This window comes from Phocaeicola abscessus CCUG 55929, assembly GCF_000312445.1.
GTDB lineage: Bacteria > Bacteroidota > Bacteroidia > Bacteroidales > Bacteroidaceae > Phocaeicola > Phocaeicola abscessus.
Window position 1 is genome coordinate 675,541 of sequence record NZ_HE997182.1, and the last position, 26,006, is coordinate 701,546.

General features: G+C 44.4%; 22 protein-coding genes. 11 read left to right on the forward strand and 11 right to left on the reverse strand.

All coding sequences use genetic code 11. The annotated features are described in order from the left end of the window. Positions 1–279: 279 nt before the first annotated feature. Entirely contained in the window at positions 280–1,347 is a 1,068-nt protein-coding gene (locus BN102_RS02675) for a M20 family metallo-hydrolase (RefSeq protein ID WP_019207528.1), read from the reverse strand. 206 nt (positions 1,348–1,553) lie between these two features. Here BN102_RS02675 and BN102_RS02680 point away from each other — a divergent pair, with 206 nt between their 5' ends. The 4 genes from BN102_RS02680 (at position 1,554) to BN102_RS02690 (ending at position 5,219) form a co-directional block, all read left to right on the forward strand. Then, the gene (locus tag BN102_RS02680) at positions 1,554–3,359 is read left to right on the forward strand and encodes an AMP-dependent synthetase/ligase (RefSeq protein ID WP_019207529.1); all 1,806 of its coding nucleotides are present in this window, start codon (positions 1,554–1,556) and stop codon (positions 3,357–3,359) included. A gap of 16 nt (positions 3,360–3,375) precedes the next feature. Then, positions 3,376–4,491: a peptide chain release factor 2 gene (prfB, locus tag BN102_RS02685; protein WP_019207530.1), complete on the forward strand. Its 1,116-nt coding sequence runs from the start codon at positions 3,376–3,378 to the stop codon at positions 4,489–4,491. A 77-nt stretch (positions 4,492–4,568) separates the two neighbouring features. Beyond that, the gene (locus BN102_RS11215) at positions 4,569–4,703 is read left to right on the forward strand and encodes a hypothetical protein (protein ID WP_019207531.1); all 135 of its coding nucleotides are present in this window, start codon (positions 4,569–4,571) and stop codon (positions 4,701–4,703) included. A gap of 27 nt (positions 4,704–4,730) precedes the next feature. Continuing rightward, positions 4,731–5,219 (forward strand): CYTH domain-containing protein, encoded by a 489-nt coding sequence (locus BN102_RS02690; protein ID WP_019207532.1) that lies wholly within the window; start codon positions 4,731–4,733, stop codon positions 5,217–5,219. A gap of 1 nt (position 5,220) precedes the next feature. Here BN102_RS02690 and BN102_RS02695 read toward each other — a convergent pair whose 3' ends face one another. Beyond that, a complete protein-coding gene (locus BN102_RS02695; protein ID WP_019207533.1) occupies positions 5,221–5,613 on the reverse strand; it encodes a VanZ family protein in 393 nt (130 codons plus the stop codon). Positions 5,614–5,933: 320 nt separating this feature from the next. Between BN102_RS02695 and BN102_RS02700 the strand changes: the two genes are divergently transcribed. From BN102_RS02700 to BN102_RS02730, 7 genes are all read left to right on the forward strand, one after another. Continuing rightward, positions 5,934–7,298, forward strand: coding sequence for a sodium-dependent transporter (locus BN102_RS02700; protein WP_021312142.1), 1,365 nt, complete (start codon positions 5,934–5,936; stop codon positions 7,296–7,298). Positions 7,299–7,360: 62 nt separating this feature from the next. After that, positions 7,361–7,933 (forward strand): RNA polymerase sigma-70 factor, encoded by a 573-nt coding sequence (locus BN102_RS02705; protein WP_019207535.1) that lies wholly within the window; start codon positions 7,361–7,363, stop codon positions 7,931–7,933. A 74-nt stretch (positions 7,934–8,007) separates the two neighbouring features. Then, positions 8,008–8,970 (forward strand): FecR family protein, encoded by a 963-nt coding sequence (locus BN102_RS02710; RefSeq protein ID WP_019207536.1) that lies wholly within the window; start codon positions 8,008–8,010, stop codon positions 8,968–8,970. Positions 8,971–9,160: 190 nt separating this feature from the next. Next, a complete protein-coding gene (locus BN102_RS02715; RefSeq protein WP_083867193.1) occupies positions 9,161–12,385 on the forward strand; it encodes a TonB-dependent receptor in 3,225 nt (1,074 codons plus the stop codon). A 12-nt stretch (positions 12,386–12,397) separates the two neighbouring features. Further along, positions 12,398–13,825: a RagB/SusD family nutrient uptake outer membrane protein gene (locus BN102_RS02720; protein WP_019207538.1), complete on the forward strand. Its 1,428-nt coding sequence runs from the start codon at positions 12,398–12,400 to the stop codon at positions 13,823–13,825. A 78-nt stretch (positions 13,826–13,903) separates the two neighbouring features. Continuing rightward, a complete protein-coding gene (locus BN102_RS02725; RefSeq protein WP_198006539.1) occupies positions 13,904–15,016 on the forward strand; it encodes a hypothetical protein in 1,113 nt (370 codons plus the stop codon). A gap of 583 nt (positions 15,017–15,599) precedes the next feature. Further along, positions 15,600–16,793 (forward strand): glycosyltransferase WbsX family protein, encoded by a 1,194-nt coding sequence (locus BN102_RS02730; protein ID WP_019207539.1) that lies wholly within the window; start codon positions 15,600–15,602, stop codon positions 16,791–16,793. A 564-nt stretch (positions 16,794–17,357) separates the two neighbouring features. On the opposite strand, the gene BN102_RS02735 is transcribed toward BN102_RS02730, so the two are convergent. From BN102_RS02735 to rimM, 9 genes are all read right to left on the reverse strand, one after another. Next, positions 17,358–18,494 carry an aspartate aminotransferase family protein gene (locus BN102_RS02735; protein WP_019207540.1) on the reverse strand — a complete coding sequence of 379 codons (1,137 nt, stop codon included), beginning with the start codon at positions 18,492–18,494 and terminating at the stop codon, positions 17,358–17,360. Between the two features lie 12 nt (positions 18,495–18,506). Continuing rightward, positions 18,507–19,478 carry an N-acetyl-gamma-glutamyl-phosphate reductase gene (argC, locus tag BN102_RS02740; RefSeq protein ID WP_019207541.1) on the reverse strand — a complete coding sequence of 324 codons (972 nt, stop codon included), beginning with the start codon at positions 19,476–19,478 and terminating at the stop codon, positions 18,507–18,509. A gap of 23 nt (positions 19,479–19,501) precedes the next feature. Continuing rightward, a complete protein-coding gene (locus tag BN102_RS02745) occupies positions 19,502–20,713 on the reverse strand; it encodes an argininosuccinate synthase (RefSeq protein ID WP_019207542.1) in 1,212 nt (403 codons plus the stop codon). Positions 20,714–20,725: 12 nt separating this feature from the next. Then, on the reverse strand, positions 20,726–21,286 hold the full coding sequence (locus BN102_RS02750; protein ID WP_019207543.1) for a GNAT family N-acetyltransferase: 561 nt from the start codon (positions 21,284–21,286) through the stop codon (positions 20,726–20,728). Positions 21,287–21,311: 25 nt separating this feature from the next. After that, complete coding sequence (argR, locus tag BN102_RS02755) at positions 21,312–21,788, reverse strand: arginine repressor (RefSeq protein WP_019207544.1); 477 nt, start codon at positions 21,786–21,788, stop codon at positions 21,312–21,314. Positions 21,789–22,101: 313 nt separating this feature from the next. Continuing rightward, a complete protein-coding gene (gene rseP / locus BN102_RS02760) occupies positions 22,102–23,442 on the reverse strand; it encodes an RIP metalloprotease RseP (protein WP_019207545.1) in 1,341 nt (446 codons plus the stop codon). Positions 23,443–23,462: 20 nt separating this feature from the next. Next, positions 23,463–24,608 carry a 1-deoxy-D-xylulose-5-phosphate reductoisomerase gene (locus BN102_RS02765; protein ID WP_019207546.1) on the reverse strand — a complete coding sequence of 382 codons (1,146 nt, stop codon included), beginning with the start codon at positions 24,606–24,608 and terminating at the stop codon, positions 23,463–23,465. Position 24,609: 1 nt separating this feature from the next. Continuing rightward, on the reverse strand, positions 24,610–25,476 hold the full coding sequence (locus tag BN102_RS02770) for a M23 family metallopeptidase (protein ID WP_019207547.1): 867 nt from the start codon (positions 25,474–25,476) through the stop codon (positions 24,610–24,612). Between the two features lie 6 nt (positions 25,477–25,482). Next, positions 25,483–26,001 (reverse strand): ribosome maturation factor RimM, encoded by a 519-nt coding sequence (gene rimM / locus BN102_RS02775; RefSeq protein ID WP_019207548.1) that lies wholly within the window; start codon positions 25,999–26,001, stop codon positions 25,483–25,485. Between the last annotated feature and the right edge of the window lie 5 nt (positions 26,002–26,006).

Genomic DNA, 26,006 nt, shown 5'->3' on the forward strand with positions numbered 1-26,006 from the left:
TATCTCCCGCTGAGCGGCTCGATAACGCCTAAAACGGATTTTAGTTTCCGCCGAGTGGCTCGATAACGTCTAAAACGGATTTTATCTCCCGCTGAGCGGCTCGGCAACGCCTAAAACGGATTTTATCTCCCGCTGAGCGGCTCGGCAGCGCCTAAAACGGATTTTAGCTCCCGCCGAGTGGCTCGGCAGCGCCTAAAACGGATTTTAGCTCTTGTCGAGTGGATTAGCGACGGCGGAAAAGGAGATGGCTTTCGAACGACGACCGCTTCAATCTTCCGATCAAAGAACCAGGCCGTCCAACAACCGGATGTACAAGTCGATGGCTTCTTCTATTTCGGAGAGTTCGACGTACTCGTCGGCCGTATGCGAGCGGGAAGATTGTCCCGGTCCCATTTTTAAGGAGGGGAAGGGGATCAGTGCCTGGTCGGAGAGAGCGGGCGAGCCAAAGGGTATCCTGCCCAAGGCGACGGCCCTTTGTACCAAGGGATGCCCGATATCGATGCTCGAGGAGTTCAGGCGGAAAGAATGGGCGTTCACCTCGTTCTTTACGTGTGTGCAAATATCTTCGTATAATTCCTCGTTGGAATAACATTCGTTGCTTCGGACGTCCACCAACATCGTGCAGATATCGGGTACGACATTGTGTTGCGTACCTGCCTGGATGGCCGTGACGGTCATTTTCACCGGTCCCAGCAGCGCCGACTCCTTGGGGAAGCGGTAGCGGCGGAACCATTCCATGTCGTCCATCATCCGATAGATAGCGTTCACGCCTTCGTCGCGCGCCGCATGTCCGGCCTTTCCGCGGGCGATGACGTCCAATACCATCAATCCTTTCTCCGCGACGGCCGGTTGCATACCTGTGGGTTCGCCCACGAGGGCGATGTTGACGGGAGGCAATAGGGGCAATACGCTTTCGATACCGCCTTTGCCGGATATTTCCTCTTCGCAGGAGGCCAGGTAGATCAGGTTATAAGCCTGTTCTTTAGCGGTTAAATAACGAAACACGTGGAACAGGGAGACCAGACTGGCGCCGGCATCGTTGCTTCCCAGCCCGTAGAGCTTACCGTCTTCGAGTTTCGCGGTAAAGGGTTGTCTCCTCCACCCTTGCACCGGTTTGACCGTATCGATGTGCGAGTTCAGCAGGATGGTCGGTTTGGCGGTGTCCGGCGCAGGGCCGATGCACCAGAGGTTGTTGCCCGACCGGCTGGTCAGAATGCCCTGTTCTTCTATGTAATTCTGGAGAAAATCCGCGGTTTTTTCCTCTTCTTTGCTGATAGAAGGAATGCCGATTAAGGATTTTAACAAGTTCGTTGCTTCAAATGTTAAGTTCGTGATATCAGCCGTCATCTCTTTTCTTTTGCTCTACGGGACAAAGATACAGGTTTGTTTCGAATTTTGTCCTTTTTGCGCGAAATATAATAATTTCCGACAGGCTTACGGGTGTTCTTTCCGGGGATTTCTCTCCTTGTCGGTTTCGAAATTTGTGCGGTCTTTACGGTTCGTTTTCCAAATTAAAACGATACCTTTGCAGCGTATTACGTAAAAAACAGATCATGAGTAGTTCTCTTATGTCGAACCTGATACAGAATCAGGCGAAGAAATTCGGTAATCACGTAGCTCTTAAACATCGTAATTACGAGACCGGTACGTGGGATTCCGTCTCATGGAACAAATTTGCGGAGATCGTCGCTGCCGTTTCGAATTCGTTGATCGAATTAGGTGTGGGCGTTCAGGAGAACATCGGCGTCTTTTCTCAGAACATGCCGGAGAATCTTTATACGGATTACGGTGCTTACGGTGTCCGGGCGGTGACGATCCCTTTTTATGCCACCAATTCCGAAACGCAGATACACTATATATTGGATGAAGCGTCGGTTCGCTTTTTGTTTGTCGGAGAGCAGCTGCAATACGAGGTGGCATGTAAAGTGATGTCTTTAGGCACTTCGTTGAAAAAGATCATCATCTACGATAAGCGGGTCAGGAAGTTGCCGCAGGATCGGAATTCCATTTATTTCGACGAGTTTTTGCAATTGGGAGCGACTCGCCCACATCAGGCGGAAGTCGACAGGCGGACGGAGGAATCGAGCCCCGAGGATATCGCCAACATCCTTTATACGAGCGGTACGACCGGCGAGAGCAAGGGAGTCATGCTCAGGCATTCGTGTTACGAGGCGGCTTTGGAAGCTCATCACAAACGTTTCCCCGACCTGGGGCCGAAAGATGTGGTGATGAATTTCCTGCCTTATACTCATGTCTTTGAACGGGCGTGGACGTATTGGTGCATCTCCGAAGGTTGCACGATGGCCGTCAATCTTCACCCCACTGATATTCAGCAATCCTTGCGCGAGGTTCATCCCACTTGCATGTGCAGCGTCCCCCGCTTCTGGGAGAAAGTGTATCACGGCGTCAATGACTTGCTCAACGAAACGTCGGGCGTTAAGAAAGCGGTGATGCTGGATGCGATTCGCGTGGGGAAGGAATATAATATCCGCTATGTGCGTCGGGGAAAGTCGGCGCCGCTCTTCCTCCGCCTTCGGTACAGACTCTATGAGAAAATGGTGTACAGCCTGCTGCGAAAACGATTGGGGCTGGAGCGCGGACGATTCTTCCCGACGGCCGGAGCCGCCATCCCTCCTGCAGTGCAGGAGTTCGTTCTCGGCGTAGGGATCAATATGATTGCAGGTTACGGGCTGACGGAATCGTTGGCTACCGTTTCGTGCGAGACCGACTACGACCATGTGATAGGCAGCGTGGGCAGAGTGATGCCTCATGTGCAGGTAAAGATCGGAGAGAATAACGAGATTCTGCTGAAAGGAGCCAGCATTACGCATGGATATTATAAGAAAGAAGCATTGACCAAGGCTGCGTTTACCTCAGACGGATGGTTCCGGACGGGAGATGCGGGCTATATCAAGGACGGTCACCTCTTCTTGACGGAGCGGCTGAAAGACTTGTTCAAAACGTCGAACGGCAAGTACATCGCTCCTCAAAGCATCGAATCGAAACTGGTGGTGGACAGGTTTATCGATCAGATAACGATTATTGCGGATGGACGCAAGTTCGTCTCCGCCCTCATTGTTCCGAATTTCGAACTGATAGAGAAATATGCGAAAGACAAAGGCATTGCGTACGCTTCGATGGAAGATTTGGTGAAACAGGAGCGTATCCATCAGTTGTTTACCAGCCATATCGATACGTTGCAGCAGCAATTCGCCCACTACGAGCAGATAAAGAAATTTACACTCTTGCCTCATCCGTTTCGCATGGAGAAGGGCGAACTGACCCATACGATGAAGATCAAACGCAGCGTCGTCGAAGAGAATTATGCGGACGAAATCGCTGCCATGTATGCCGAATAAATAGTAAAGATGATATATGATAACAACGGATCAACTGAAAGATGTAAGAGACCGGACGGCGGCGCTCAATAAGTATTTGGATATAGATCGGAAACTGATTCAGGTAGAGGAGGAACAACTGCGCACGCAGGCTCCCGGCTTTTGGGAAGATACCCAAAAAGCCGAAGCCCAGATGAGGAAAATAAAGGATTTGCAGAAATGGATCGATGGATACAAGGAGGTCGAGACCTTGAGCGGGGAATTGGAAATAGCGATGGACTTTTATAAGGATGAACTGGTAACGGAAGCGGAGATAGATGCTGCCTATCGGAAAGCTATCGCTGCTATCGAGGCTTTGGAATTGAAGAATATGCTTCGCCAGGAATCCGATCAGATGGATTGCATACTGAAAATCAATTCGGGCGCAGGAGGAACGGAAAGTCAGGATTGGGCCTCCATGCTGATGAGGATGTATATGCGTTATGCCGAAACGAACGGCTATAAGGTAACCATTGCCGATTTGCAGGAAGGCGACGAGGCCGGCATAAAGAGCGTGACGATGAACATCGAAGGAAGTTTCGCCTATGGATATTTGAAGGGCGAAAACGGCGTGCACCGCCTGGTCAGAGTTTCTCCCTACAACGCTCAGGGAAAGCGGATGACTTCTTTCGCTTCCGTGTTTGCCGCTCCTTTGGTCGACGACAGTATCGAAGTGAACATCGATCCCGCAAGGATCAGTTGGGATACCTTTCGCAGCGGAGGTGCCGGCGGACAGAACGTCAACAAGGTGGAGTCCGGCGTTCGGTTGCGCTATCAGTATAAAGATCCGTATACCAGCGAAGAGGAGGAAATTCTGATCGAGAATACGGAAACTCGCGATCAGCCTCACAACCGTGAGAACGCCTTGCGCCACCTGCGTTCCATTCTGTATAACAAGGAACTGCAGCATCGGATGGAAGAGCAGGCGAAAGTGGAAGCCGGAAAGAAGAAAATCGAATGGGGATCGCAAATCCGAAGCTATGTATTCGATGACCGACGGGTCAAGGATCACCGTACGAACTATCAAACCTCCGATGTGGGAGGTGTCATGGACGGCAAGATCGACGGTTTCATCAAGGCCTACCTCATGGAATTCTCCGGTACAGGAAATTAGACGCGGAATTATTTGGGATTTAATTTGAAACTGTCTATTTTTGAACAAAACAATGTTATATCTTAAAGAGTACTGCAATGGGAAAAAACCATAGGAAAACAGCGAAAGAAAAGAGAGCGCGGGATAAAGCGAACAAGATCATAAAGGGCATTTGCATTGCCTTGATCGTTTTGGCTATCCTGTTGATGTTCGTATTCACTTATCGGATTTGACGGACCGGGAAGCATAAACATACCGCCATGTCTCAAGAGATTGAACGCAAATTCTTGGTCGTCAACGACAGCTATAAGACGATGGCTTATGCCAAGACTCATATTACCCAGGGATATCTGACGAAGGGGAGGAGACGTTCCGTGCGAATCCGTATTCGTGACGACAAGGGGTATATCACCGTTAAAGGTCCTTCGAGTGCCGGCGGGATGAGCCGTTACGAATGGGAAAAAGAGATTCCTTTGCAGGAGGCGCGCGATTTAATGGCGCTCTGCGCCCCCGAATTGATCGATAAGTATCGATATCTGGTCAAATGCGGACGACATGTTTTCGAAGTGGATGAATTTCACGGCGGAAACGAGGGGCTCATCATGGCCGAGGTGGAACTGAAGGCGGAGCATGAACCTTATGTGAAGCCCTCTTTCATTGGAAAAGAAGTAACGGGCGACAGGAGATTTTACAATGCTTATCTGTCGACACACCCCTTTTCGGCTTGGGGAACGATGGAGAACGAATGAGCTATTTCCTTTTCCGTTGCAAATACTTGCTCATAAAAGGTCTTAAGAAATAATAGCCGATGAAGGCGGCCGACAAAATCCCTATCGAGTTACATAACCAGTCCAGCCAATCTCCTCCCCGATAGGTCGTGCCGTATTCTTGTATCAGTTCTATGCCTCCGCTGAAAAGGATGGGTACGAGGATCGCACCGTTGATCAATTGTTTCTTATTCAATCGGGGGTGTCTCCGCAAATATTCGAACCATATTATCAGGCCTAATCCGCCGTACATGCAGATATGCGCTATTTTGTCCATGAACGGGGTTTCGGTCAATGTCGTTTGGGGGGGCTGGAATAACGACAGGTAAGAGATGATGGAGATTGTAATCAGTGAAAGAGGATATTTTCTGAACATATCGATGTTTTTAGTTTGTTGCAAAACTACGGATTCTTGTTTTACGAATCAAGCCTGCGACGTTTTTTATTGACGTAGCAGGAAAATGAAAATCATCGTGAGCAACGTTATTTCGAGAGGTTTGAAACCTGTCCCGCCCGTTGTCGGAGTAAAAACAAGTGTTTTGATGCTATTGAGTGGCTCGACGGGAGTAAACATTCATTTTCATGGTTAGCGATCGACGGGCATCTGTTTCGAAATTCGTTAAATAAACAAGCCTTTTTGTATTTAATTTCATACTTTTGCAATTCTAAAGTAATAAACTGAAAGAACAGTCGGCATTGAATAACATGGAGAGAGTTCATTTCGGAAGTAAGATCGGTGCGGTATTGGCTGCAGCCGGTTCCGCAGTAGGGCTGGGGAATATTTGGCGTTTCCCGTACGAGACAGGCGCTCATGGCGGGGCTGCATTTATCTTAATTTATCTGGTTTGTGTAGTTGCGCTCGGAATACCTGTGATGATCGCCGAGTTTTCCATTGGACGCCATGCCAAGGCGAGTACCGGAAGCTCTTTCAACGTCTTGGCTCCGGGGACACCGTGGAAGTGGGTCGGTTATTTAGGAGTACTCACAGGATTTTTAATTTTCGGTTATTATACCGTGGTTGCCGGTTGGACTTTAGAGTACGTCATCGAGGCGGGATGCAACGACTTTGCGGGTAAAACGCCGGAGCAGTTCGTCGCTGCATTCCGGTCTTTCTCTGCGGATCCGGTTCGTCCGTTGGCCTGGCTGTTCGTCTTCATGCTCATGACTCATTATGTGATAGTCAAGGGCGTTCAGAAAGGCATTGAGCGTTTCTCGAAGGTTTTAATGCCCGTATTGTTTATCCTATTGATCGTTTTGGCTGTTTGTGCCATGATGCTGCCAGGTAGTACTGTCGGGCTTCGATTCTTATTTCATCCGGATTTCGAGAAGATCGACGGAGCTGCCTTATTGTCCGCTATGGGACAGACATTTTTCTCTTTAAGCCTCGGTATGGGGTGCCTTTCTACTTATGCCTCCTATTTTTCCAAAGAAACGAAGTTGTTGAAGACTGCCGTAGGCGTTGGTTTCATCGATACGTTGGTGGCTATCCTCGCTGGCATGATCATCTTTCCGGCGGCCATCTCCGTTGGCATTCGTCCTGATGCCGGGCCCTCTTTGATCTTTATTACTTTGCCGAATGTTTTTCAACAGGCGTTTAGCGGTGCTCCTGTAGTCGCCTATTTTTTCTCTCTCCTCTTCTACGTATTGTTGGCTTTAGCTGCATTGACTTCGACCATTTCCTTGCATGAGGTGTCTACGGCCTTTCTCTTCGAGCAATTCCATTTCACCCGCAGACGTGCTGCCTCGCTTGTTACCGGTTTCAGCCTTGTCATAGGGATGTTAGCCTCTCTGTCCTTGGGTGTTCTGAAAACATATACTTTGTTTGATAAAGGCGTTTTTGATATGCTGGATTATCTGACGGCCAAGATTATGCTTCCTTTTGGAGGGCTGCTCGTCTCTCTCTTTGTGGGCTGGTATTGGGATCGGAATATTTCTTACGATGAAGTAACGAATGGCGGAATAATACGGAAAGGCGTTTTCAATGCCTATATGTTTGTCATTAAATACGTTGCTCCTTTAGGTATCATCTTTATTTTTGTCAATGGCTTAGGGCTGATTTGATTCTGCTTTTATTTTTGTAAGCTGTAAAATTGTTTATATTTGTATTGGAATTACCTGCGAATATGATTAAAGATCTTAAGTCTAACATGCTGTGGAAGACCGAAGCCGACTTCGATAGGATATATAACATCTATTATCCCAAATTAGTTCGTTTCGCCAATACATATTTGTTGAGTTTTTCCGATTCGGAGAATATTGTGCAGGATATATTCCTTCGGTTATGGGAAAACCGCGATCAAATCCCTTGTAGCGGTAATATCAATGCCTATTTGTTTACAGTGGTGAAGAATCGGTGTGTCGATACGCTTCGTACTGTCAAGAAAGAGCGATTTTGCAACCTGTCGGGCATAGAACAGCAAGAACTGAATTTGAAGTTATATGCTTTGGAAGCTTTTGATGAAAACGGCTTTACTTTGTCCGAATTGGAACGGATTATTCAGGAAGCTATTCTTTCCTTGCCCGATCGTTGCCGTGAAATCTTCCTGTTAAGCCGGATGGAAGGATTGACTTATAAAGAGATATCCGAACGGTTGGAAATATCGACAAACACGATAGAAGGACAAATGTCTGCCGCTTTACGTAAACTGCGGGTTGCTTTGAAGGATTACCTCCCCCTTTTCTTCCTTCTCTGTTAAACAAGATTAAATTTCAAATTCCCTTGGGTGGTTCGAAAGGTGTTTTTTCGTCTTAAGATAAAACTCGAATTCGAATGGATGAAGAACTATATAAATACTTTGAAGGTACTTTGGCAGAAGAGGAAAAGGATGCCCTTTTCCTAAAATTGAGAACAGATGATGCCTTGAAGAAAGAATTTGTCGCCCTGCAAAATGCTGTTGCCTTATCGAGTATGGCCGCACGGAGAGAGGACAATCGCTGGTCGGAGAAACGGTTGAAGGAATTGAAACGGACGGTTAACAAACGGAAGAATCGTCGACTTGTCTTTGAACTGTCCAAATATGCTGCGGTAGGATTGTTGGTTGTCGGCTCATGGCTATTGTCGCAACACCAGACCGTGAATACCTATAAGAATCAATATACATGGGTTGAAGCGCCTAAAGGGCAGCGAGTCTCGATTACTTTGGCCGATAAAAGCACGGTGACTTTAAATCCGTCCTCACGCTTGAGGATTCCCTCTGTTTTCGATAAAGGTAAAAGGATTGTTCAATTGGAGGGGGAGGCTTATTTTAAGATTAGCAGAAACCCTGTTAAACCGTTCGTCGTGATGACGAAACGGTTTAATGTCCGGGTATTAGGAACCGAATTTAACGTCTTTGCCTATCCGGAAAGTGAAATCTTTGAAACGGAGTTGGTGAAAGGCTCGGTCTATGTATATGATAAAGATAACGAATCCGAAGGAATTTATATGAAACCCAATGAAAAGGTTTCGATAGAGGATGGAAAACTCCGTAAAATCTCTTCCGTTTATAAGCAGAAACAGTTGGATCAGACTGGTATCTATGACTTCAGCGATATGCCTTTTAAAGACTTGTTATCTCATTTAGGACTGTGGTATCAGGTGCGATTCCGAATCGACCGTCCGGAGATACTGAATCAAGTATACTATGGGAAGTTTCGGCAGGGCGATGACATAGAAACCATTATGAAGGCGATCAGTAAAGCCGGGAAGTTTAAATATAAAATAAAAACAGACTATATGATAGAAATTTACTGATAATATGAACCCTTAAATCGGATGGCTTATGAAGAAAAAAACTTAGACACACGTTTATTATTAGTATAGAACCAAAAGGAGAGTACTGGGAATACTCTCCTCAAAAGGATCCTTACTAATGCTATGAGATTACGCAACAATTAGTATTCACCTTTTATTTTGCAAATGTATGAAGAAAATACTGTGTATCATGAAAATAACACTGTTTTTTTGTTCCTTCTTTGTATTCCAATTGAAAGCAGGAACCATTTTTTCTCAGAATACGACTGTTAACCTTAGATCGAACACCTTGACAGTTGGTAAACTGATTTCCGAAATAGAGAGGCAGACCGATTATTTGTTTATCTATAAGAAGAACGATGTCGATACTGCTCAGAAAATTACTGTCTCCGCTGGTAGTAAATCCGTATCGGATATCTTGGCAAGCGCTTTTGGCCAAAGTAATATTGGCTATAAGTTCTCTCATAACTACATCTCCTTATATACAAAGAGTACAGATGAAGTGGGTTCGGTTCAACAATCCACGAAGAAAACGATAACCGGTAAAATTACAGACTCCAAAGATGAGCCTGTCATCGGTGTCAACATCCTCGAAAAAGGTACCGCGAACGGCACTATTACTGATACGGACGGAAACTTCTCGTTGAACGTATCCGACAATGCTGTATTAATCGTTTCTTATATCGGTTATACCACCGTCGAAATCAAACTCGGCAATCAACGAACGCTCAATCTCGTCTTAAAAGAAGATACCGAAACTCTGGACGAGGTAGTGGTGATCGGATACGGGACGGTTAAGAAATCTGATTTAACGGGTTCGGTATCTTCTGTGAAAAGTAATGTGATAATGGATCTTCCTACCAATAATATATCGCAGGCTTTGCAGGGTAGGGTACCAGGGGTACAGATACAACAGAATTCTGGTGCTCCCGGCGCCAATATGCAGATACGCATCAGAGGTACTAATTCTATTTCCGGCAATAACGAACCATTATGGATCATAAATGGCTTTCCCGGCGATCAGAGTATGATAAACTCTTCGGATATAGAAAGCGTTGAAGTTTTAAAAGATGCTTCGGCAACCGCTATTTACGGTTCTCGTGGAGCGAACGGCGTTATTATCGTGACAACCAAACAAGCGAAAGAAGGAAGAGTTAGTATAGATTATGAAGGCAGCTATAGCGTGCAGACCGTTAGAAAGAAAATGGAGTTGATGGATGCTACCGAATATGCCAATTTCTATAATCTCTTTTGGGAAAATACCAAAGGTGAAAAATATTTTTCACCAAACGATATCGCAAGTTTTGGAAGGGGAACGGACTGGCAGGATTTAATTTTTCGTTCTGCTCCCGTACAAAATTATTCATTGACGGTTAATGGAGGAAATGAAAAGACTCAGTTTTCTGTGGGAACCAGTTTCTATGATCAGGAAGGAATTATTAAAAACAATGATTACCAAAGGATTGTATTAAGGGCAAACATTAACCACGAAATAAATAAAAAATTCTCCATATCGTATAATTCAATATTGAGTAGAACGGTACAATCGCTGACGGATGAAGAAAATATATTATTATCGGCTCTTTCGGCAACCCCTACAGTTGGTCCCTATATGGAAGACGGGCAATACCGTTTATTGAATGGTATCTATCCGTTCAGCCCGGATAATCTGATTAATCCGATCGCCTATTTCAATGAGATTTCCAAAAAGCAAGTCGGTAATAAAGTAATGGCAAATATCGCATTGACGTATAAACCTATTGATGATTTGTCGATAAAAATATCCGGAAACGTGTCGAATACGGATACCCGCCTGGATAACTATATAGGAGTGGAATACCCCAATTCATCCGGGGCGGCAGGGGTCTCGACTAACAACAGTTTGACAATAAATAGCGATAACATCGTGACTTATCACAAAACGATCGATAAAGATCATTCGATTACTGCAACAGGTGCTTTTACTTATGAAAAGTATACCCGTAAATCGTTGGGTGCATCTGGTGCCGGTTTTTTAAGCGATGCGGCGAGTTCGTATGATCTGGGATCTGCGACTATAATACATACTCCGTCTTCTTCTTATACAGACTGGACTTTATTATCTTGGCTGGGACGTTTCAATTATTCTTATAAGGGAAAATATTTGGCAACGGCAAGTTTTAGAACCGACGGTTCTTCCCGCTATAGCAAAGGGAATAAATGGGGCTATTTCCCTTCCGGAGCATTGGCTTGGCGTTTTTCGGAGGAAGACTTTATGAAAACTCTTTCTTTTATTTCTAACGGAAAGTTAAGAATTGGATACGGCCAAACGGGTAGTACGGCTATTAATCCGTATTATACACTGGATATGTTATTTTCCGGGAAAGTGAGTTTTGATGATGCTTTATATACTTATTATGCTCCGGGAACCCGCTTGCCGAGTGATTTGAAATGGGAAACTACCTCACAAACAGATATCGGATTAGATATTGGCTTTTTCGGCAATCGCTTGCGTTTGACCGCCGATTATTATCTGAAGAATACACGTGATTTGCTGAATACCGTTCAGTTACCGGCTTCATTGGGATATACGACAACGGTTAAAAATATTGGAAAAATAAGAAACAGAGGTTTTGAATTCCAGATGGATGCCGATATTTTGAACAAAGACTTTAAGTGGAGTGCATCGGCAAATATATCTTTTAACCGTAATAAAGTTGTCAAACTCTATGAAGGGCAAGATGTACAGGGTACGACATATAACTTGATCGTAGCTAATGATTATGTAAATTTGCTTCGTGAAGGTCTGCCTATGAGTATTTTCTATGGGTATCAGACGGATGGCTTCGATGAAAAAGGACATTTTGTGTATAAAGATAATCATAAAGATGGTAGTATCTCGGAAGATGATAAAACGATCATCGGCGATCCGAATCCTGATTTTATTTATGGGTTGACCTCTACCATGTCTTGGAAGAATTTCGAATTAAGTTTCTTTATCCAAGGATCACAGGGAAATGATATTTATGGTTTTAGTATGATTACTCAGAATTATAAAACTTATCTGGGATATAATGCATTGAAAGAGGTCTTTTATAATCACTGGGCTCCCGATCATACGAAGGCCAAGTATCCGGCTGTAGATAATGTGATATCGACTAAAATGGCAGATAATTTTATTTATAATGGTTCGTATCTCCGTTTAAAAAATATCAAATTAGCTTATAATCTACCGACCAATAAATTGGGAATAAACTGGCTGAAATGGGGGCAGGTCTATATTAGCGGCCAAAATCTGTTGACCATCACAAAATATCCATGGTGGGATCCGGAAGTGAACTCGAAAGGCGGAGGGGCTTCCCTGAATCAGGGCATAGATTATTATTCATATCCTACGGCAAAAGGATTTACTGTTGGTGTTAAGTTATCATTTTAAATATTTAATACGATGAAAAATTTGATCTATACGATAATCGTTTTAACATTTTTCTCCGGATGCAATGATATGCTGGAGGAAAATCCCAAAGCAATTGCTAGTAAAACGTTTTATAATACAGCAGAAGAAATAGCTGCAGCTTTAAATGGAGTATATGAACCGATACACGGCAGTAAATTCACTTCTTATTTTACCTTGCTGGAAGCATGTCCGGATAATGTTTACGGAAAGGGTAGTTTGGCAACTATCAGCAAGTATAAGGGTTTCAGCACTGCCAATATTACCAATATGGGGCATGTGTGGACTGCACTTTATTTATCGATCCGAAATGCGAATGTAGTTATCAAAAACACACCTGCTGGAACTAGAATATCGGAAGAAAAGAAAGCACAATTTGTGGGGGAGGCTAAATTTTTGAGGGCTTTCGATTATTTTGCATTGGTACGTTTATGGGCAGGAGTACCTCTTCGTACGGAAAAAACGATGGATGTTATCAATCTTCCCAGAGCATCGGTTGAAGATGTTTATAAGCTTATCCTTAGTGATTTGGAATATGCGGAAGAGCATTTACCGGATAATCCTCGCTTATTGGGTACTCCTTCTAAATGGACGGCAAAAACATTGTTGGCTGACGTGTATCTGACATTAAAGAAGTGGGAGAATGCTCGGGATAAGGCAAAAGAGGTCATTGATTCGGGTAAATATTCTTTGGTACAGGTTTCAGAACCGGATGATTTTGAAAAAATATATGGTGCCGATATCCTGACTACGACTGAAGAGATTTTCTATTTTAAGTATACAGATCAGAAGGGGTGGGATTTGATGAGCTTTTTCCATATAAACGGAGATGGTTATAAGCCTTATGGTAATAACTGGTATTCTTTCTATTCGACAACGGATAATTATTTTTATAAAAATTGGGATGATAACGATCTGAGAAAACAGCATAATTTCTATCCTTGGAATATCGGCTTAGGAGCTAATACGATGCTTTTTAAGAAATATATCGATCCCAACGGTACGACCAGTGCTTCGAATGACTGGCCAATTTATCGTTATCCGGAAGTGCTGTTGATTTATGCAGAAGCTGCCAATTGGGCGAACGGCGGACCTACGACAGAAGCAATGGAGTATGTAAATAAGGTACATCGCCGTGGGTATGGTTATAATTCGGAAATCGAATCTCCAGTGGATTTCAAATTATCGGATTACAATGTTAATTCATTTTTTGAACTTGTACTTCGGGAGAGAGGATATGAAATGATTCTGGAATGTAAAAGATGGCTGGATCTGTTGCGGACTAATAAAGCTGTGGAAACGATAAAAATGTCAGAAGGGATAGACTTGGATACGTCTATGCTTCTTTGGGCTATTCCAGTTATAGAAACGAACTATAATAAGGCTATTGATCCGGTGAAGGATCAGAATCCGGGTTATTGACATGGTTAAGGTATGCTGAATTCCTTTTCTGTCGTTTATGTAAGAGTTTAGCATACCTTTGATTATAAAAGAAATAGAATGAGAATCTCGTCTTTATTTGTTTTTTGCTTATTATCGATAGTAGTAAAAGGAGAAAAGAAACCTGATTATTCTGCTATTGAAGAAGCATGGACAGCATCATGGGAGCGGTTTTATGATACTGGTACACATCTTTTTTATGACTACATAAGTAGTTATGAAAAAGGAAAAGAACTGTCTCATTTACCGACCCGGCAGGAGGTTAACCGGCAATACCCAAATCCGTGCGGGTATGGAACAGGCATGGAAGATTGTGTGATTCTGACAGGAATTATGTTGGAGACACTTGTTGATATATATGGACAAACAAAAGAAGTAGGCTTGAAAGAACGTGCATCCCAATTATTGGACGGGCTGAAACGTTGTTCTTTGATACCTGGCTTTACTGGTTTCGTTGCTCGAGGTATTTGTCGGGAAGATGGTAAAAGTTTTTATTATAATTCTTCGAGGGACCAATATACCCATTGTGTACATGGATTATGGAAGTATTATGATAGTCCGTTAGCCGATGAGGAGGAGAAACAGGCTGTTCGTTTCATTCTGATAGGTATTGCCGAAAGAATGTATAAGAATGTTGTACCGGAGAATAATTACGATTTTTTGCGAGCTGATGGGAAACAATGTCCCTTAGGTATTTGTAGGATGTGGAACGTTGCGCCCCATGAAGCTGCGCGTTTACCGATGTTTTATGCTGCAGCATGGCATGTTACTCAAAACAGAAAATATTATAATTTGTATAGAAGTTATATAAATGAAGCTGTTGAACAATCGGAGAGGATAGGGAATAACTATTCTGCTTATGTATATCTTCAAATGATGTATTCATTTGAATTGTTGTTAGACTTGGAAACGGAATCTTCGTTGCAGCTTCGATTGCAGAAGCTTATCGAGCGGGTAGGAGAATTAGCGTTTGAACGTTCTATTTATTATCTGGAAGAAATAAGAAAAATGGATAAGACCAAATTGACTATGCTGGGACCTAATTGGAGATTTGTAAAAGAATGGCATACGCAAAATGGATACAGGATCCCTCTCTGGGGGGGAATATCGGAACATCTGGCATGTTGTGAGAGAAGCGGGAGAATCCGCATTGGTCGTTTTTATGGCAAATGATCCTATATTGTCAAATGAAGAAGAAAAAATTTTACGTGATATCATGTTGACTATGGATTATTCTCATTTATCCGGTTGCGGAATTATATTCCATGTTGCAACGTATTGGAAGGCCCGTAAATATTGGAATCAAAGCGGTAGAATTCTAAGTCCTTTTTAAAACGGTCTTATCTGTGATGCCAAGCTTTTCAGAGAGGAGCAACGAGTAGACTCACATAAGTATCGGCATGATGCCTCTATTCAGGTAGTAGAACACGAAGGTGAGCTTGTTAAGAGGTTGATCGGTTATCGACTGATGGCTATAGAAAGTGGATAGGAAACCGAATATAATTAAATAGCCAAACTAAGTCAACTCATACAAGGAATAAAATATAAAAGTAATTAATATAGATCGAAGGACTTCAATATTAGGCTAAAATCAACGGACAACCGTACGAAAATTAAACTTCTTTACCTCCAAGTGAGAGTTTTACAAATATTATGTGTAATATTGCACTTGCTAGTTAACTCTTTAAACCGAATAACCAATACAAAGAGATGGATTCGTTCTCTGGTTCATCTCTTTATTATAAAATTATTTTATATGAAAAAAAGCGTTTATTTTATCGTAACAGCATGTATCTTCTTGCTGAGTTGTTCTCCAAAGTCTACGTCGAAAGAGTCTGACATGAAGTCGTCTTCCGACTACATTGTCGCTGCTTATATATGGCCTTCTTGCCATAACGATCCGATGGGAGAAGAAGTATTATGGCCGGAGAAAACAGGAGAATGGGAAATAATAAAGAAAGGCAATCCGCGCTTTGAGGGGCATTACCAACCTAAAGTTCCCTTATGGGGCTACGAATTGGATGACGATCCTAAGGTCATGGAGAAATGGATAAATGCTGCCATAGACAATGGTATCAATACCTTCATTTTTGATTGGTACTGGTTTAATAATGGACCTTTTTTAGAAGGATGTTTGAATGACGGTTTCCTAAAAGCGCCGAATAACAAAAAGATGAATTTCTATGTTATGTGGGCCGATCATGACGTGGCACGCAATTATTGGAATGTGCACCGTTATAAAGACGACAATTCACGTTTGTGGAACGGAAATATCGATTGGCCTAATTGGAAGATTATTGTCAAACGCATCATCGGTCAGTATTTTAGTCAATCGAATTATTTGAAATTCGATGGTAAACCTATTTTTTCTATCTATAGCATCGAAAATCTGATTAAAACATTCGGTTCTGTAGAAGAGACTAAAAAAGGATTGGATTATTTTTCTAAAGAGGCGAAAACTGCGGGCTTCCCCGGCGTTCATTTTCAGGTCATCGCTTCTGGAGAACCCAGAGAGGAATTGGCGGATCAAATAAGCACGTTGGGCATTAACAGTGTGACGCAGTACAATTGGGGATCTCCTATCCGCGAAGACTATGTCCAATGGGGAGAGGAAGCATGGGAGCGTATCGGCAAATGGGACAAGCTGTTGAATGTCCCATTCTTTCCGAACGCATCCATCAGTTACGATGACTCTCCACGTTTCCCGGATAAAGGCCCTCATGACCTCGTCCATTTCAACAAGACACCGACCAGCTTTGCCGCTTATTTGCAACGGGCGAAAACGTATTGCGACACCCATCCCGATCAACCCAAGTTGATTACGATTTATGCGATGAATGAATGGGTGGAAGGTGCTTATCTATTGCCCGATATGGAGTATGGCTATGATTATCTAAATGCAGTACGCGATGTCATGTTAGAAGGCAAATATGAACGCTATACGAAATGAAGGCGGGTCTGAAATAACATTCATATGTCAATGGATAACACATCAAACTATATATGATGATGAAAAACTTTGTGAGGAAGATTACTTGAACCATTGATTTAAAGGCGGCGGACACTTACCAAATGAAGGGGGAGGAAAAAGATATGTCGTGTGTCGTTTGGAAGGTAGAAACCGATCCCTGTTTCGGCTGCCAAACCTTATTTTCGAAGAGGAATGCTTAAAGAAGCAAAGAGGGATTGTGTCAAAACGAATGTTTTGGCGTAATCTCTCTTCTCTCAAGAACTGCTCACTTGGTTCAAAGCGGAAGTCTAATTGCTTTTAAAGCTATCGTCCTTTGTGGGGGAGCTGTTACAGAGCGTCAGGCGGTCGGGAAATGATTTATTCTTCCGCCGCAGAGCGTCCGAAGGGCCGGGAATAATGTTTGCCGGCGTCTAAATTTGTTTTTGGGTCTCGGCGAAGGAGAAACATTTTGACACACCTTCAATTTTATTTTCGGAATATCCCTTTTAGACGTTATGACAGGCATAAGCTCTCGTTGAGAGCTCTTTTCCTTTCTTGCAGAAACTAAAGTAGTCGTTGAAATCTATCAATAAATACTTGCGCTTCTTCTAGCGACAAACAAAGCGGAGGCAATAAACGAATGACATTCGTCCCACTGGCCCCTGTGAAGACATGCTGCTCAAATAGCAAACGTTTACGCAGTTCTTTTATAGGTTTATTGAATTCGATACCTATCATTAGTCCGCACCCACGGACTTCTTTAATCTCTTCAGGGTGAGTAACCTGAATATTCTGCAATTCTTTCAATAAGTATGTTCCGACGGTCTCCGCATTCTCCACTAAATGTTCTTTTGTTATCACATCCAACACGGCAATAGCAGCCGCACAAGCTAAATGGTTCCCTCCGAAAGTAGTACCTAATTGCCCATACGTCGGCCAAAACTTCGAACTGATCAAAACGCCGCTCATCGGAAAACCATTTCCTATACCTTTCGCCACCGTGATTATATCGGGCCGAATCCCTGCATGTTGGTGAGCGAAGAATTTACCCGTGCGGCCATAGCCCGACTGTATTTCGTCCAGAATCAAGACGGCATCCGCATCGGAGCATACCTTACTCAATTCTTGCAAGAACCGGGCATCCGGAACGCGAATTCCCCCTACACCCTGAATACCTTCTATTATCACAGCGCATACATCTCCTTTTGCCAGCTCTGTTTTAAATGCATCAATGTCGTTCAGAGGCAGGAAGGTAACGTGCCCATTGCTGTTCACAGGGGCCGAAATCGCCGGATTATCGGTCACTTCAACGGCTAAAGAAGTGCGTCCGTGAAAGGCATTGTTTACGGAGAGGATGCGTTTTCTTCCATTATAAAACGAAGCTAATTTCAGAGCATTCTCATTCGCTTCCGCCCCGCTGTTGATCAGGAAAAGCTGATAATCGTCGTAGCCGGAAATCCGACCCAATCGGTCCGCTACTTCCTGCTGCAGCTGATTGACGACGGAATTGGAATAAAAACCTAACCGGGCGACTTGCCGACTGATCATCTCCACATAATGAGGATGTGCGTGACCGATAGCTATGACAGCATGCCCGCCGTACAAATCCAAGTACTCATTGCCTTGATCGTCCCAGACACGGCAACCTTTACCTTTGACTACGTGGATGCCAAACAATGGATATACCTCAAACAGTTTCATCTTACAACTACATTAAAAGGCCGAGGGTTTGAGTTTTAACCCTATCGTTTCCTCCAGATTAAACATCAGGTTCATGTTGTGGACCGCCGTACCGCTGGCGCCCTTCAACAAGTTATCGATGCACGAAACGATCAACAACTTATCCGTCCCGTGCCTTTCCAAATGAATCAAGCATTTATTGGTATTGACGACCTGCTTTAAATCGATATTCTCCTTCACCAGGAACACGAAAGAGTCCTCTGCATAATAATCTTCATACAACTTGTATAAATCTTCTTCGCTCATGGTATTTTTTACGATAAGCGTTGCAAAGATACCGCGAGGAAAATCGCCGCGATAAGGAATGAATGCTATTTCGGAACGAAAACTGTGCTGCAATTGGCAAAGAGATTGTTCGATTTCTGGCACATGCTGATGTCGAAAGGGTTTATAAATGCTTAGATTATTGTTCCGCCAGCTGAAATGACTCGTCGCTCCCGGCTTCACGCCTGCTCCCGTACTTCCGGTGATCGCATTCACGATCACCTCGTCGTTCAACAACAGATGCTTCGCCAAAGGTAGCAACCCCAACAGAATACAGGTGGCAAAACAACCGGGATTAGCCACGTATCGACTGTGGCAAATCGTCCGCCGGTTCAATTCTGGCAAGCCATAGATAAAATCATTTCTTTCCGTTTTCAAGCGATAATCCATGCTCAGGTCGATAACCTTCAGATTCTCCGGGAGCTGATGGTTTTCCATAAACTTTCGCGTATCTCCGTGAGCCGTACAAAAGAAAACGACATCTGCCTCCTGCAAAGGCAGTTCATCCGTAAAAATCAAATCCGTTTCTCCATAAAGTCCCTCATGAACGGAGGTTATCCGATCGCCTGCATGGCTGGTACTATGGATAAACTTCATTTCCACATCGGGATGATTGAGCAACAACCGAATCAATTCCCCTGCTGTATAGCCCGCTCCACCTATTATTCCGACTCTGATCATTACAATTAGTTTAAATTCAGACGTTAACGTTCCTCGTCAGGATGAATGCCGTAATAAACTCTCAGGGGGGTACTCGACACTTTAATAAAGCCTTTGGCTTCTTCGGCTGTCCAACCCCGCTGCATCTCGCCGTACTCGCCTAATTTGCTCTTCAGCAAATCGTCCGGAGAATCGACTCCTACGGTTTCAAAACCGTAAGGACGCAGCTTCAGTATTACAGTTCCATTGACATGTCGTTGACTACTTAGAAACATCGCCTCCATATCCGGCATAACCGGTTCCAAGTATTGACTTTCGTGCAAGAACATGCCGTACCAGTTTCCTAGCTGATCTTTCCAATATTGCTGCCATTTACTCAACGTATGTTTCTCAAGCAGGCGGTGAGCTTCTATAATCAGTTTAGGCGCTGCGGCTTCAAAGCCTACGCGTCCTTTAATACCAACGATGGTGTCGCCCACGTTGCAATCGCGTCCGATAGCATAAGCAGCTCCGATTTCCTCAATCTTTTGAATCGCGCTGATCTTGTCGTCGAACCATTCGTCGTTTACGGCAACGATTTCTCCTTTTTCAAACCGAATCTTCAATTCAGATTCTTCTCGACGAACGACATGTTTCAAATAAGCTTCTTCAGGAAGGCCTTTCGTCGGATCGAGGATCTCTCCGCCACAGATGCTCGTACCCCAGATTCCCACGTTGTATGAGTATTTCAACTTGGTAAAATCGGCGTAAAAGCCGTGTGCGTTCAGATAGTCCATTTCTTCCCGGCGGGTCAAGGTTTTGTCGCGAGTCAAGGTAATGATCTCTACGCCAGGAGCCATTACCAGAAAAGTCATGTCGAATCGAATCTGATCGTTTCCAGCACCGGTAGATCCGTGTGCGATGGCATCGGCCCCTATTTGGTTGGCATAGCGGGCGATAGCCATCGCCTGAAAGATACGTTCGGACGAAACGGATATTGGGTAGCAGTTGTTTCTCATCACATTGCCGAAGATCATATATTTCAGGCTCTTGGCATAATACTCCTGCGTCACGTCCAGCGTCACATATCGGGTTGCTCCCAACTTATAGGCGTTCTCTTCGTTCTTTCTCAATTGTTCTTCACTGAATCCACCCGTATTGGCAGAGGCGGCGTAGACTTCGCAATTCATTTCTTTGGTTAGATACATCACCGTATACGATGTATCTAAGCCTCCGCTATAAGCGACTACTACTTTTTTCTTACTTTTCTTTTCCACTATCGGTTTTTATTAAATTTCTTCCTCACCTTTATGCAATTCCGGATCGTACAACATGGCGGTACAGATACAGAATTTACGATTCTTTTCTTTCAAGATAGGATAATTGATACACCCTTCGCAACCTTTCCAAAAGGCTTCGTCGTCAGTCAGTTCATTGAATGTGACGGGGAGGTATCCCAATTGCGTATTCATTTTCATTACCGCTGCGCCGCTCGTCAAGCTGAAGATCTTTGCTTTAGGCCAACGCATACGCGCCAATCGGAATGAAGCTGCCTTGATTCGGCGGGCGAGCCCTATTCCCTGATAGGTAGGATGCACAATCAGCCCGGAAGTGGCTACGTATTGCTTATTGCCCCACGATTCAATATATGTAAACCCTGCGAACTGGGCTCCATGAAGGGCGATGATCGCCTTGCCTTCTTTCATCTTCGTGGCGACGTATTCGTGTGTACGTTCGGCGATGCCGGTTCCGCGGACTTTAGCGGCTTCACGGATTGTATCCAAAATGATATCAACATAAATTTCGTGAGAGGAATCTGCTATCATCACGTCAATATCTTTCAACTCCATTTTCTCGTTTAGTTTAAACGATCTGTCAGTGTATGTTGGGAATCAATACGGAAAGTATACGTTTGATCTGGGTATCGGTACAATTTTCGCGGACTACCAGCAAGATGGTATCGTCGCCGGCAACTGTTCCTAATATTTCTTCAAAGCCGAAATTATCGATATCGTAAGCCAGACTCCCTGCGTAACCCGGACGCGTTTTGATGACCGCTACCCTGGTCGAAAAATCGATGGAGATAAACCCGCTGTGGGCCAACATTTCGTTGACTGAATGTTGCTGCGTATTCCGGCGATACATCGTATCGTTGGGTAAGACATACACGTAATTGCCGTTCGAACTTGCCGCCTTGGCGACTTTCAATTGTTTCAAGTCACGCGAAAGCGTAGCCTGTGTCAACCGGAACCCTTCTTTTTTCAGTTCGCTTAACAATTCTTCCTGACTCCCTAATTCTTTGCTGGATACAATCACTTTGATCGTCTCCAACCTGCGATTCTTATTCTTCATAAATACATAAATATTCTGGTTCGGAGCAAAAATACAAGATATTCCCGAATAATCATTCAATCCTCTGCATTTTTTTTCGATTTGTTATAATTATAAATTTATAGCCCTCTTCGAACGGCTAAAAATTGAACGAATCGTGGGGGATTTCGGTCGAATCGTGCAATATGCCGGTTTCTAAATTCATTTTTAGGTTTCGGCGAATATTATTTTCAAACTTCGGAACATCTCAAGACAGAAAAATAAATAATTTCAATACAATCGTTTAAGTTTTTCAATCCCTTGACTCCTACAGGGGACGACAGTCTTGAAAAAATCAGAACAGAAATCTCATCACATCATTGAAATTCGCCCATATCAATAAAGCGAATAAAAGAACCATCCCTGTGATCTGGGCATATTCCATGAACTTGTCGCTCGGTTTGCGCCGAGCGATAATCTCGTACAGCAGGAAGAACACATGCCCACCGTCTAACGCGGGTATAGGCAAAATATTCATAAAGGCGAGGATGATGGACAGGAAGGCCGTCATCGACCAGAATTTATGCCAATCCCATTTTTTGGGGAAGATGCTTCCTATCGTTCCGAAACCGCCCAGACTCTTGGCGCCCTCTTTGGTGAATACATATTTCATATCGTTGACATAGCCCTTCAAGGTGTTTACTCCCAGCTGAATGCCGGCGGGAAAAGAAGCGAAGAAATCGTATTTTAAGATCGTCGTTTTATAATTCAGCATTTGTCCCATCGTTCCGACCATGAATAGCGTATCTGTCTGCAGACTGACGGTATCCAATCTTTCCGCCCGATCGAAGACGACTTTCAAGGTGGCCGTTTTCTCTTTTCTGACGATTGCATCGTTCTTAAGATCATCCATCACCTCCAGGAAAGCGTTCCACGAGTTCACAGGCTTGTCGTTGACCGCTAAGATTTTATCCCCTTTGCGAATTCCGGCTTTGGCAAAAGATCCGCCAGGCAAGACAGAATCGATCACGTTAGGGATTAGGACGTCTACGAATACCGGATTCTCTTTCGCCATATCCAATAAGCTTATCTCCGGCATGAAGATCTCCTTTTCCCGCCCGTTTCTCTTCACTATAACGACACGGGCCTCTGCGATGGCGCGAAGCATATCTACGCCATAGCGTTGGATCGGTTTATCGTCCGCCTTCAACAGAATGTCGCCATCTCGGAAACCGATTCGTTGAGCCGTTTTGTTGAACTTCATACCATAGGTCATATCTTGCAACGCGACGTAAGAGTCGCCCCAATGCAACAGAATCATGGAGTAAATAAACAGGGCCAACAGGAAATTCATGACCACTCCGGCGATCATGATGATTAACCGCTGCCAAGCCGGTTTCGTACGGAACTCCCACGGTTGAGGTGGCTTTTTCATTTGGTCGGTATCCATTGATTCGTCGATCATGCCGGCAATCTTTACATATCCGCCTAAAGGCAGCCAACCGATCCCGTATTCCGTTTTGCTTTTTTTCGGTTTCCATCGAAACAGGGTGAACCAGGGATCGAAAAAGATGTAGAACTTTTCTACACGCACCTTAAACAGTTTGGCTGCCGCAAAGTGCCCCCCTTCATGAATAACGACCAGCAGCGAAAAGCTGACGATCAACTGAAGAGCACGAATCAAAAATGTTTCCATTGACTATTATCTGTTTTTAATTATTTACATAAACTTCGAGCAACCTGACGGGCTTCTGCATCTGTTGCTACATAATCTTCATACATTGGTGATTTCATATACCGCACCTTTTCCATCGTCTCCGCGATGACGTCGCTCATGTGAAGAAAGGAGATCCGATCGTGCAGGAAAGCCTCTACTGCTACTTCGTCGGCCGCATTGACGATGCAAGGCATATTTCCTCCCTGCCGAATTGCGTCGTATGCTAGGGCCAGGTTACGGAACTTCTTTATATCCGGCTTCTCAAAGGTGAGCTCTTTCACTTTGGACAGATCGATTCGCTCGAAGGATGAAGGCAAACGTTCGGGATAGGAGAAAGCTAGCTGGATGGGAAGCCGCATATCCGGTACGCCCAACTGCGCCTTGACGGCCCCGTCGACAAACTGAACAGCTGAGTGGACAATAGATTGGGGATGAACCAACACTTCTATCTGGTTGGGCCGTATCCCGAACAGCCATTTGGCTTCAATGATCTCGAAACCTTTATTCATCATCGAGGAGGAATCGATCGTGATTTTGGCTCCCATCTTCCAGTTCGGATGCCTTAGGGCTTGCTCTTTCGTCACTGCAGCCAATTCCTCCATCGAATAAGTACGAAACGGACCGCCGGAAGCTGTCAATAAGATCTTCTCTATAGGATTTCCGTACTCCAGACATTGGAATATCGCTGAATGTTCCGAATCGACCGGCAAAATCGGAGTGCGGTATTCCTCTGCCAAGGACGTGATCAGTTCACCGGCCACAACCAGGGTCTCTTTGTTTGCTAATGCAATCGTTTTACCTGCTTTGATGGCTTCTATTGTGGGCTTCAGACCTGCATAACCTACCACGGCGACAAGCACGATATCGACGGACTGAGCGGCGACAATCTGACAAACGGCCTCCGCTCCGGCGTAGACCTTCACCGGGATGTCAGCAACCAGCTCTTTCAGCTGGTCGTATTTCTTCTCGTTGGCGATGACGATCGAATCGGGTAAGAATGCATGCGCTTGCTCGGCCAAAAGTTCCACCCGGTTATTCGCTGTTAACGCGTAGACTTCGAACGATTTCGGATTCGCTTCGATCACTTGAAGCGCCTGCGTCCCGATCGATCCCGTAGATCCTAATATCGCAATCTGCTTTTTCATATTAAAACGGAATATAATTCGTAGGATCTATGGCACGACCTTTATACCATAATTCGAAATGTAAATGAGGGCCTGTGCTCCATTTGCCGGTGCTACCGACCAATGCAATCGCTTCACCCGCCTTTGCCGTTTCGCCTTCCTGCTTCAACAACGATTCGCAGTGTTTATACACGGAGATGAATCCCTGATAGTGTTGCAATTCGATAACGTAACCGGTCTCAATCGTATAAGCAGCGGATATCACCGTGCCGTCTATCGTCGCCATGACACTTTCGTGCGGATTTGCCGCAATATCTACGCCGTAATGCCGGTGGGCTCTATCGAATCGGGAAGAGATGATGCCGTTTACAGGTCGGCAAAAGATCGTGCCGGAAATTTCGGCAGAGGGGAGGGGCGCCGTCAGGTTGTAACGCTCGGTCTCTTCGTACTGTTTCTGGAATTGCTCTTCCCGGCGGCTTCTTTCTAGCAAAGAATCAGACCGTATGGCCGTCAAGGAATCGATAGACCATCGGGTGGAATCCGTCTTTATCTCTCCGCGCAGTATATCTCGAATATTCATTATATACAATCGCTGCCTATCCAATTGCCTTTGCAAAGAATCGGCTCTCAGGACATTATCCACCACTTGCGCTCTGACCTCACTGTTCATATAGCCGGGAAGATAATTCCGCAAGGGGGTGAAAGTAACGATGACCGCAGCTATAGAAAAGATAACGAAGACGATCAGCAGCAACCACGACAAGCCATTCAGCTTGGACACGTAAATATCGACCACTTCCTCCAAGGTATGCTCGTTGGTAACGGTCAATCGATACTTAAACTTGATGTTGTGCCAAAAGGCTCTTTTTCTTTTCTTTTTATCAGCCATTTTTCGTCACTCTAACAAACCTTCGGGTATTTGAACGGTAAGCCATCGTTTCTTTTGGTCGATCTTCAAAATAAATTTCTCGTGCGCCGGCAACAGTATTTCCTTCCGGTCTTTCTCGATCTTGAATAAAACGTTTATCGTCGTATCGTCTACTCCTGTCACCTTCCCCAAATCTCCGTGCGTGATGTCTTTCACTCGAAATCCGGTGAAGTGGTTCCACGACACAATCTCCGGAGATGCCTTTTCGTCTATAAATTTCTTGGGGAAAAAGACCTCCGCATTGGTAAACAGCCGAGCTTTTTCTTCCGAATCGACATCTTCCAATTTTATCAGTGCCGTCGTATCGGAACGGAAACGATACGCTTTGATAAAGAAAGGGACGAGGATTCCGTCCATCGAGCAAACGAGATAACCGCCTTCTACCTTATCGAAGATCGCATCGGTAAAAGTGAACAACAATTCTCCTTTTATTCCATGAGGTCGATGGAATTTGCCGATTTTATATACCTCCTCTTCCTTGATCATTTATG